The sequence below is a fragment of the Bradyrhizobium sp. SZCCHNR1051 genome, from assembly GCF_032489615.1.
Classification (GTDB): domain Bacteria; phylum Pseudomonadota; class Alphaproteobacteria; order Rhizobiales; family Xanthobacteraceae; genus Bradyrhizobium.
The window spans coordinates 161,522-171,516 of the sequence record NZ_JAUEYJ010000022.1 but is presented as its reverse complement, the minus strand read 5'-3'; the positions used below and the strand labels follow the sequence as shown (position 1 = coordinate 171,516).

General features: G+C 64.0%; 5 protein-coding genes and 1 pseudogene. 4 read left to right on the top strand and 2 right to left on the bottom strand.

The annotated features are described in order from the left end of the window. The 3 genes and pseudogenes from QW868_RS25750 to hemA form a co-directional block, all read left to right on the top strand. Positions 1-1,959 (top strand): annotated as a pseudogene (locus tag QW868_RS25750) (cytochrome c3 family protein); the annotation flags it as partial. A gap of 50 nt (positions 1,960-2,009) precedes the next feature. Next, positions 2,010-5,225 (top strand): hypothetical protein, encoded by a 3,216-nt coding sequence (locus QW868_RS25745; protein WP_316231833.1) that lies wholly within the window; start codon positions 2,010-2,012, stop codon positions 5,223-5,225. Between the two features lie 32 nt (positions 5,226-5,257). Further along, entirely contained in the window at positions 5,258-6,523 is a 1,266-nt protein-coding gene (gene hemA, locus QW868_RS25740; protein WP_410051324.1) for a 5-aminolevulinate synthase, read from the top strand. 71 nt (positions 6,524-6,594) lie between these two features. Here hemA and QW868_RS25735 read toward each other — a convergent pair whose 3' ends face one another. Then, entirely contained in the window at positions 6,595-6,879 is a 285-nt protein-coding gene (locus QW868_RS25735) for a hypothetical protein (protein WP_315741301.1), read from the bottom strand. A 343-nt stretch (positions 6,880-7,222) separates the two neighbouring features. On the opposite strand from QW868_RS25735, the gene QW868_RS25730 reads away from it, so the two are divergent. Further along, the gene (locus QW868_RS25730; protein WP_316231831.1) at positions 7,223-8,938 is read left to right on the top strand and encodes a tetratricopeptide repeat-containing glycosyltransferase family protein; all 1,716 of its coding nucleotides are present in this window, start codon (positions 7,223-7,225) and stop codon (positions 8,936-8,938) included. 12 nt (positions 8,939-8,950) lie between these two features. Here QW868_RS25730 and QW868_RS25725 read toward each other — a convergent pair whose 3' ends face one another. After that, entirely contained in the window at positions 8,951-9,985 is a 1,035-nt protein-coding gene (locus QW868_RS25725; protein ID WP_316231830.1) for a class II aldolase/adducin family protein, read from the bottom strand. Between the last annotated feature and the right edge of the window lie 10 nt (positions 9,986-9,995).

Sequence of the window (9,995 nt, the reverse complement as noted above, 5' to 3'; positions counted from 1 at the left end):
CCGCCGCACATTCCGGTGACCGGCGTCCAGTGCTCGAACTGCCACACCAACACCGCGGCGAGCTTCGCCACCTACACGATGAGCCATACCGCCGTGCATGCGACGCGCTGCGACAGCTGTCACAATGGCGCCTATCGCAGCCAGGGCCGCAGAGGCGCGCAGGGGCCGGATCACAGTGCCAAGTCACAGGATTGCGGCTGCTGCCACGTGCGCGCTGCCGCCAACTTCTCGACCTGGGACGACGACCCGCAGAAGCCGGCCGCGGGTTGCTCGACCACGGCCAGGTCGGTGGTCCCCGCTCAGGCGCCCGTCGCCAAGGCGGTGACGCCAGCCACGACCGCCAACCGGACGATGACGGCGGCCACGACTCCCGAGTCCGCATCGGGCACGAGCGCAGCGCCGGCCACGGCTGCGGCCGGCGCGGCTGCGAAGCCTGCCGCACCATCCAGTTCGACGCTCTTGTTCAGCAGCAAGCCGCTGGCGAATACAGCTGCGACGTCGGCGGCCGCGACGACCGATCCTCGAGCAGGGGCCCCGGCCGGTGCGCCTGCCGCCTCCAAACCCGACGGCGCGGCGAAAGCTGGTGACGCGGCGTCGGTGTCGCAGCCGCTGAGCACTCTCCCGCGGATGACATCCGCCCCTTCAGCGCCTGTGCCGAACGATCCGCGCAGCAAGCTCCTGCCTTCGATCGGTGCCGCCAATCCTGATGCAATGGAGTCGCAGAACGCAGGTCGGGTTCCATCGCTGCTGCCGACGGTCAATCCGAGGGCAGGGCTTGCCGGCTCGAGCGCCACGGAGGCCGGCTCGAGATTCAACCACATGACGGCGCAGGGACCGTGCGCATCCTGCCACAACGGCATGAGTGCGCCTGGCAAGCCGTCGAAGCACATTGCGACTGCGGCGCCGTGCGAGACCTGCCACAAGAGCACGACGACGTTCAGCGGAGCCCGCTTCAGCCACACCGGGACGACAGCGGCCTGCGCGAGCTGTCACAACGGCATGGCCGCGACCGGCAAGCCGCAGAAGCACGTCGCGACCAATGCGCCGTGCGAGACCTGCCACAAGAGCACGACGACGTTCAGCGGAGCCCGCTTCAGCCACACCGGGACGACGGCGGCCTGCGCGAGCTGCCACAACGGCATGGCCGCGACCGGCAAGCCGCAGAAGCACGTCGCGACCAATGCGCCGTGCGAGACCTGCCACAAGAGCACGACGACATTCGGTGGAGCCCGCTTCAGTCACACCGGCACGATGGCGGCCTGCGCGAGCTGCCACAACGGCATGGCCGCAACCGGCAAGCCGCAGAAGCACGTTGCGACCAATGCGCCGTGCGAGACCTGCCACAAGAGCACGACGACATTCAGCGGAGCCCGTTTCAGCCACACCGGGACGATGGCGGCCTGCGCGACGTGCCACAACGGATCATCAGCCGGCGGCAAGCCGCCGCGCCACGTGGTCACCAGCGCGCCATGCGAAAGCTGCCACAAGAACACCGTGTCGTTCTCGGGCGCACGGATGGATCACACCAGCCTCACTGCGCCGTGCGCCAGCTGTCACAATGGCTCCAATGCCACCGGCAAATCGCCGAAGCACTTCGTGACCAACGTCCCCTGCGAGAGCTGCCATCGGACGGTCAGCTGGAGTTCGGTCAACTACCGGCACATGTCGGCAAGCTATCCGAACCATAGCGCCGCCATTGGCTGCACCGCCTGCCACAGCGGCAATTCGCAAGCCGTCGTGTTCAAGTTCGCGGCCTACAAGCCCGACTGCGCCGCCTGTCACGCGGGTGATTTCCGGCCGCAGCAGCATGCCAAGCTCGTGAAGCCGGCGCCGATGGACTACACCGTCGCCGAGCTCAAGGACTGCACCGGCGCGTGTCACATCTATGCTGACAAGTCGCAGACCGCCATCATCACCCGTCGCCAGCGGCAGCACCGGGTCAATGGAGGCGGCTGGTGATGAGCTGCCGCTTCAGTCAAGCAGCAGCAGCGAGGTCGACCCGATGGGCGATGACTCTGCTGTCCGGCCTGCTCGCAATCCTGCTCGATGGAGCCTTCGGCGTCGCACCGGCCCAGCCCGTCATCGATCAGTTCGTCGCCAGCGCAAACGCCACGACGATCGGCAACTGCAGCCTGCTGCGCGTCAACTTTCATGCTCGCGTGCGCTACACTGGGCATTTTCCGCTGGATAAGGGCAGCCAGCTCAGCGTCTCGCTACAATTGGTCGATCGGGACGCCGTCATCACGCGGCGTCTGGTCAGACGAGAGGGCGTGCGGGTCGACAATGCCCAGGGCTCCGGCATCCAGGACGTCTATCTGACGCTCGATCAGAACAGAGGACCGATCCTCGTCGCTCAGTTTGCTGGCGAGTTCACCTATCAGATCGTGCAATCCGGCAGCTTCGAGCAGGTCACGATCGTGATTGCCCGGAAGGGCCCGGTGTCGGCGTGCAAGGTGAAGGCCCTTGTGCCGAGCGTAGCCGCTCCGGATGCGCCGAAACCGGTTGCGATCCCCGGTGCGGCGGCGTCGGTCCGCAACGACAATCGCACGATGCAGCAGGCGTCCGCGGCGGACATCCGGTTTGCGGAGGCCTCGATGGACGAGGCGCGCGCATCGATCAAGAAAGGCAATTTCAACGCCGCGATCGACCTTCTGAAGAAGGTGCTGAAACTCCCTGAGACCGGCTCGAGCGCAGAGGCGCAGGAGCTGCTCGGCGTCGCGCGCCAGAAGGCCGGGCAGACCGCTGCAGCCCAGGCCGAATTCGAGGACTATCTGCGCCGTTATCCGAACGGCGAGGGCGCTGAGCGGGTGAGGCAGCGGCTCGCTGCGCTTCTGACCGCAACCAGCAGCGCGCCGGCACGACCGCGCGACATGTCTCCGGCCAACCCCGATGGCGGAGACATGGGGGCAGGGATGCCAACCAAGTCGGCAGGGCCGAACGGCGATACGCGCTGGTCGATGTCGGGCAGCCTCTCGACCACCTTCATCACCAATGACAGCACCAGCGCCGTCAAGGACAGGGCCATCGCGCCGAACCCGAATGCAGATCCCGATGCCCACCGGGTGCACCAGAACACGCTGCTGACCAATTTCGACTTCCTGGGCACCGCGGACAACGATCGCATCAGGACCAAGTTCAAGCTGGCGTTCACCCACGAGCGCCAATTCGATACGGGCAATGACAAGTATGGCGTCTCGACCGCGCAAGTCGATTACACGCTGAAGGAAGCCGACGTGACCTTGCGCGTCGGACGGCAATCCCGCAACACCGGCGGCGTGATCGGCCGTTTCGACGGCGCGGTGCTGAGTTGGCAGAAGAGCCCCGGGCTGCGCTTGAACGTGCTCGCGGGCTCGCCGAACTGGAGCCGTTTCGACGCACCGTTCAAGGATGGCAAGACGCTCTATGGGGCAAGCATCGATTTTGGCAAAATTCTCGGCGGGCTCGAGACCACCGTCTACCTGATCACGCAATACGACCGCAACATCGTCGACCGCCAGGCCATCGGCGCGGAATTCCGCTATTTCGACACCAACAAGTCGCTGCTCGGTCTGATCGACTACGACACGCATTTCCGCGCGCTCAATGCCGCCGTGTTCTCGGGAACGTATACGTTCGAGGACAAGTCGGTCATCAACGCCTCGTTCGATTACCGAAGAGTTCCATTTCTCTCGACCTGGAATGCGTTGCAGGGGCAGCCGTTCCTCACGCTCTACGACATGATGAAGTTCAATACCGCAGGCGAGATCAGGCAGCTCGCGATCGACCGCACGCCGACATTCCAGTCGGCGATGGTGAGCTATTCGCGGCCCCTGAACGAGACCTGGCAGGTCGCCGCCGATGCCACGGTGACCAATCTGACCGGCACGCTGCCGTCCGGCGGCGTCGACGGCACGCCGGCGAGCGGTCTCGAATATTATCTGTCGGCCCAGTTGACCGGGAACAGCATCATCAAGCCGGGCGATCTGTTCATGGGCGCGCTACGCTACGCGAGCCTGGCGGACTCGAAGTTCTATGTGCTGGATCTTGCCTCGCGCTACCCGATCACGCCCGATCTCGCCATCAGCCCGCGGCTGCGGATGGGCTATAGGTCCGGCACCCGGACCGACTTGAAGGAGTACACGATCCTGCCGTCGCTGCTGGTCAGCTATCTCTGGTCGAAGGAGATCAGCTTGGAAACAGAGATTGGCTACCGGTTCGTCGACAGCACGCTGGCCAACGTCAAGACGACGACAAAGGACCTGTTCGCGACGGTCACGTTGCGGCGCGATTTCAACGCCGACGGTGTCACGAAGTGCAACGCCTCGATCGTCAGCTGCGCCTGGGCCAGGCCTGCAGCGTTGCAAGGCGGCCAAGGCGCGGGCTCGGGCGATATGCCGCTGCGGTCGCGCGCGTCGATCCTGCCGTCCTATATGCTGGAGACCGGAGTGCGCTACTGGTTCAGCTCGGGGCAGAATCGCTACCGCTATTTCGCCGATCAGGCAGCGACGCTTCAGGTCTCCCGGCTCGCTTATGGCGGCATGACCGGGCACAGCGGCGAGATGTTCTTCAGGGTTGATGCGCTCGACGGCCCGTTCACCAACATGTTTCTGAAGGGCTATTTCGGGGCGGGCAAGATCAGCTCGGGCACTCTCGTCGATGAGGACTTTGCTCCTTTCGTCAATCCGTCATCCAAGACCGTCAGCAGCGTGGGCGGGCGGCTGCAATACGCAAATCTCGATGTCGGTTTCAATCTGCTGGAGACGGAGCGTTTCCGGCTTGGTGCCTTCGTCGGCTATCAATATTGGACAGAAACGGTCGACGCGCGGGGCTGCACCCAGGTGGGTGGCAATCCGACGATCTGCAGTCCGGCTCTTGGGGCAGGCGTCAAGGTGGTGACCGAGCAGGATCGCTGGCATAGCGGACGGGCCGGTGTCTCACTCGACACGCGGCTGTCTGACCGGCTGAGCTGGCAGGCGGAGGCCGCTTATGTCTGGACTTCGCAGAATGCGATCGACACGCACTATTTCACGTTCGGGCGCGATCCTGCCTCAGGACAAGGATCCGGATTCCAGGCCGAGACCGTGCTGAACTACCAGTTGACCGACAATTTCCGCATCGGCATCGGCGGACGCTGGTGGCATCTCAGCACCAATGCGGTCGATTCCTTCAATCAGGTCCTGAGATATACGACGGAGCGCTATGGCGTCTTCCTGCAGGGCTCCTACCAGTTCAATCGGGCAAAATAGTCGGCAGGAGTCGTCCAATCATGAACTACCAGATGCGGCCGTTGAGCCTCCTCCCTGAATATGACGCGATGTTCCGCGGTGCGCTGGATCGACTGCATCAGGAACGGCGCTATCGTGTCTTTGCGGATCTTGAACGCCAGGCGGGGCGCTATCCCTATGCGATCTGGCATTCGGGGGAGGGCAAGCGTGAGGTTGTGATCTGGTGCTCGAACGATTATCTGGGCATGAGCCAGCACCCGAAGGTCATGGGAGCCATGATCGATGCCGTATCGCGCATGGGCACAGGAGCCGGGGGCACCCGTAATATCGCGGGAACGAACCATCCGCTCGTCGCGCTCGAGCAGGAGCTGGCCGATCTCCACGGCAAGGAAGCCGCGCTGGTGTTTACCTCCGGCTACGTTTCCAACGAGGCGGGGATATCGACGATCGCCAAGCTGCTGCCTGGGTGTTTGCTGCTTTCCGACGCGTTGAATCACAACTCCATGATCGAGGGGGTACGCAAGGCCGGTGCTGAGAAGCAGATCTGGCAGCACAATGATCCTGAGCATCTCGAACGGCTGCTGCGGGCGGCAGATCCCGAAAGGCCAAAGCTCATCGTATGCGAGAGCCTCTACTCGATGGACGGCGATATCGCGCCTCTGCATCGAATTTGCGACTTGGCCGAGCGCTACGGCGCACTGACCTATGTCGACGAGGTGCATGCGGTCGGGATGTATGGCCCGCGCGGCGGCGGCATAGCTGAGCGCGACGGGGTCATGGAAAGGATCGACATTGTTGAGGGCACGCTCGCAAAGGCCTATGGCTGTCTCGGCGGCTATCTTGCGGCTGGGACGAACCTGATCGATGCGGTGCGCTCCTACGCCCCCGGTTTCATCTTCACGACTGCATTGCCGCCTCCGGTCTGTGCAGCCGCGACCGCTGCAATCCGGCATCTGAAAGCCTCGACAGCGGAGCGCGTCCGGCATCAGGATCGTGCAGCGCGGCTGAAGTCCGTCCTGACGGCAGCAGACCTGCCGGTGATGCCGAGCGAGAGCCATATCGTGCCGGTGCATGTCGGCGATCCCGAGAAGTGCAGGGCGGCTTCGGACCTGCTGATGTCGGAGCATGGCATCTATATCCAGCCGATCAATTACCCCACTGTCCCGCGAGGAATGGAACGCCTGCGTCTTACACCTACGCCCTATCACGACGACGCGCTCATGGACCAACTGGTCCATGCGATGATGAAGGTGTGGGACAAACTCCATCTCTGTTACCGCCGGGAGAGCGGCTTCACACGTGGGCATGAAGCGCCATAGCGCTGCCGGCGAAAGATTGGATCAGAAATCGGCACGTCCGGCCGGTGTGCGGAAAGGCGGTCGTGCTTCAGCTACTGAACGAACGCAGGTGTTCTCCCGCTCCGAGCGCACCATCCAGCCTCTCCTCCTTTCCAGTCTGTTTCCGGTTGTTTGCGGATGGCCGTGTCCGGCGACGAGTCCGAGCTGTCCGACGGCCCATGCCAGGCATCCGGCCGGATCAGCGCCAGGCCCGATTCCGGATCGTGAAACTTGCGCAGATGCGCCGGCGTTTCGGTGATGATGATCTCGAGGTCGGCCGGATGGCCCGACCTCGTATAGGCGTAGCCACCGAAGAAGTCCTCGCCCTTGCCCTGCACGCCGATTTGGTCATGCTCGCGATGGTTGCGCTGAGTTTAACTTCCACGAAGCGTGTCATCGGATCGTTGTCTTCCGCGCTATTATATTAGGGAATGCAGGCGGAATCGGAGCGGTCCTTACCACAGCCGGAGATAGAATTGCGACTGTCAGCCTGAATGAGAATCAATTACGCTGAAATCGTAACCGGGACGAATTGCAGCAATGAACCGTCGCGAGCGCCGAGCTTCGCCCACCAAAGTGAAGCTCCAACCTGCCAAGCCCGATGGTGCCGCGAACTTCTATGACGCTGCCTAGCGTGACGTCGCCAATGGCCGACATGCGGACGCCGAGCGGTGTTGTCATATGGCGCTTGCGATCGATGGAGGGCATGCGCCGACCCTCAACTTGCTAGGGATCCTTGCACTGCAGGCACAGCAGTATGAAGCTGCACTGCGGTGGGTATCCCGCGCGATCCAGCAGGATGTTCAGCCGCAGTACTTCCTGAGTCTTGGCACGGTGCTACAGGTCCAGGGACGCTCGGATGAGGTGATGAAGGTCGTCGAGAGGGCGAGGGCGCTCGGTCTCGAAAGCGCCGATCTGTGGATGCTGAGGGGCAATGCCCTTGTCAGCCTGCAGCAGCTCGCCGACGCTGTGTTGAGCTTCCAACGTGTGCTGGAACTGAATGCGAGGCATTGGGACGCGGCAAGCCAGTGCGGCATCGCGCTTCAACGGTTGGGGCGGATCGACGAAGCGCTCGCCTATCTCGATCTGAGCGACGCCTTGCGGCCCAACCATGTACCGACGTTGTTGATGCGTGGTGCACTTCTGAATGGCCTGAAGCGCTTCGACGAGGCCCTTGCCATCTGTCGGCGAGCCCACGAGATCGAGCCTGGCAACTCTGACATCTGCGTCAAGATGGGCATTGTCCTGCGGACGATGCGCCGAGACGAAGAAGCGTTGCAATGGTTCGAGCGGGCGCTGGCTTTGCAACCTGGCTCCAGGGATGCGCTGCACGACAAGGCCTCTGTGCTGACGAAGCTGCGTCGATTCGACGAAGCGTTCGAGGTCTACAGGCAGTTGAAGCGTGCCGACCCGAGAGACACGCTGGCCGATCTTGGGACGGCTCATTTGAACCTGTTGCTGGGGGATCTCGACGCGGGCTGGTCTGGTCGGGAGGCCCGTTGGAGCCTGCCGAGCTCTTATCCGCGCTTCCAGCAACCCATGTGGCTGGGCCAGGACGGCATCGCTGGAAAAACCATTGTCATCGCAGCCGACGAAGGACTGGGCGATACGATCCAGTTTGTCCGTTACGTGCCGATGGTCCTGGCGCTAGGCGCCCGCGTCATCCTCGCCGTTCAAAAGCCGTTGCTACCTCTGTTGTCGAATGTGCCGGGCATTTCGCAGTGCATTCCGGTCTCGGAGGCCGCCGACCTTGCGGGAGTGGATATCCATTGTCCGATCATGAGCCTGCCGTTTGCCTTTCGGACGACGCTGGCCGCGATTCCAGCGCCGGTGTCGTATTTGCCGGCGCCTGATCCGGATCGGATTCAAATCTGGCAAGAGCGCCTTGGTGCGCCTGAGAAATTGCGTGTCGGCCTGGTCTGGTCAGGCAACCCCAATCATCTCGACGACCACAATCGCTCCATCCCATTGCGCATGTTTTCCCGCCTGCTCGGCGAGGACGCGGCGTTCATCAGCCTGCAGAAAGAGCCGAAGGCCGAAGACAAAGCCGTGCTCCAGGAGACGAGCCGGATTGCGGACCTGACGGGTCAACTTGCCGATTTCGCGGACACGGCCGCGCTGATCTCATGTCTGGATCTCGTGATCACCGTCGATACCAGTGTCGCTCATCTCGCCGGCGCGCTCGGCCGTCCCACCTGGACGCTTCTGTCGTATACGCCGGACTATCGCTGGCTGCTCGATCGTGACGATGGCGTCTGGTACCCGAGCATGCGTCTGTTCCGTCAGCGCGAAGGGCGCGACTGGGGCGAAGTCATTGATCGGGTCGGAGATGCTCTTCACAAGCTGATTGTGGCGAGGGCGCCGTCCCTGCCGGTGTCGAGCGAGGAGATCGCGTGATCTGCCGCCGTTTCACTTCGACGACTGGCGGCTTGCCGTCAGCTGCTGTCGGTAACGTTCGGCGTCCCAGTTGAGCAGCAACTGCTCGTGCTGAGACGAGAGATAGCCGATATCGGCCGATAACGGCAGGCGGCTGGTCACGAGCGCGAGGCAGCTCAGCATGGCCTCGGCGCCCGGGCTGGCGTCGCTGCGGATGATGGCGCCGAGACCCGGCGCGAGGACCGCGACGGGCGCGGGCAGGCGGCTCGCGTCCGCCCGTGCGAGCAACGTGGCGAGGCCGCCGGCGCTCTCGATCGTCGGCAGGCCCGGGCCGAGAAACACGACGTGGTCCGGATACAATGAGCCGCCGGTTGCGATGGCGCGGTTGAACGGATCGGTGGCGATGCCGTGGCTACCAGCGTCGTGCGGCAGGCGGTAGTCGGCGCCGGCGCACAGGCGGCGCAAGGCCGCGGCGTCGGCGGCGGGCGCCGGGCGCACCGGCAGCGCCAGCCGGCGCTCGACGTCATGGACCAGCGCCTCAGCCTGATCGCAGGTGTCGGCGCCGACGACGAGGCCGTGATTGCCGAGGATCAGCACGTCGATGCGCTCGCGCGCGACGATTGCACTCACCGCGCGCGCCAGCGGCAGCCCGGGATGAAAGTAGTCGAGATGGCGCCAGGAGAGCCCGACCAGTCGCGCCGAAAATTCATCGCGTGCGTCGCGCCGTGCCGCCCAGGCGATGGTGTTGACGGCATGCGCGTGCAGCACGACCCGGTGCGGCAGCAGCGCATGCAGCGCGGTCTCGATCGAGGCGCGTAGCGGGCCGGGGGCTGCCAGCGGAATGCGCTCGTCATCAGCGGCGAGCGCGTCGCGCGCTGCAGGCAGCAGAACAGGCACGAAGATGTCCTTCGCGTCGGCGTCGGCAAGCCAGGTGCCGGACGCCTTCACCCACAGCACATCATCCTGCTTGAGCGAGGAGTTGCCGCCGGCGCCTTGAACCAGCTCCACGTTGCGGCCGACCCGCGCCGACATCCGGCGCAAGTCATCAAGCTCGGCAGGCTCGCGCATCTCCCGTCTC